The 857-nt window shown below is 79.1% G+C and carries 1 pseudogene; it reads left to right on the plus strand.

Annotated features, from left to right (window positions below):
• Positions 1 to 507: 507 nt before the first annotated feature.
• Positions 508 to 857, plus strand: a pseudogene (locus tag AB8Z75_RS35145) (hypothetical protein); the annotation flags it as partial.

The raw sequence follows: 857 nt of genomic DNA on the forward strand, positions 1-857 counted from the left end.
CGGGCGGCCGCCCCCGCCCCCTTCCTCGCCCCCGAACAGGTCACGGGCGGCCGACCCCGCCCCCTCGGCGACATCTACGGCCTCGGAGCCGTCCTCGCCTACGCGGCGACCGGACAGCTGGACACAGCCGCACCCCTCTCGACGGGGCGAGCCGCCCCTGCCGGACTGCCCGACGGCCCGTTCGGCGAACTGCTCGCCTCCTGCCTGGCCGAGGACCCGTCGGCACGCCCGCCAGCGACGGACTTCCTGACAGCACTGGCGGCCTGCGCCCCGCTTCCCCCCGGATTCGTGCCGCCGGACCCGCGCGTTTCCCCACTGTCCCGCGGCGAGCGGTCGCCAAGGCCCGGCGAGCAGTCGCCACCGCCCCGCGAGCAGCCGCCGACCTCCGTGCCGGCCTCGATACCGCCACCGCCGACGACACCACCAACGCCACCGGCAACGACGCCACCAGCACCGGTACCGGCATCACCGACGACACCGCCGACGGCGTCGCCGACGACGTCGCCAGTGACCGCGTCCTCACAGCCGCCGTCGGTCCGGGGGCCCGAGGCGACGCTGGTGGACGGCGGGCCGGCGGCCCCGTGGGGCAGCGTCGCCCCGCAGGGCGGTCACACGGCGGGCGACACGGTGCTCGACGGGCCCGGAGGCGGCCGGGCCGCGAGCCTGCTCGTCCCGGGCTGGCTCCCGCGGCGCGTGAGCGCCTCCCTCGCGGTGCAGGCCGCCACCGTCCTGGCGGCGGAAGCCGACGAGGACGTGGCGCCGATGGCGGCACCGGCCCCGGAGCCGACGGCCCTCGACGGGGGCCCCGCGCCGGCGCCTGGCTCCGCGCCTGCGCCCGGCCCCGTGCCCTCCACGCS

The sequence above is a fragment of the Streptomyces sp. PU-14G genome, assembly GCF_041028275.1.
GTDB lineage: Bacteria > Actinomycetota > Actinomycetes > Streptomycetales > Streptomycetaceae > Streptomyces.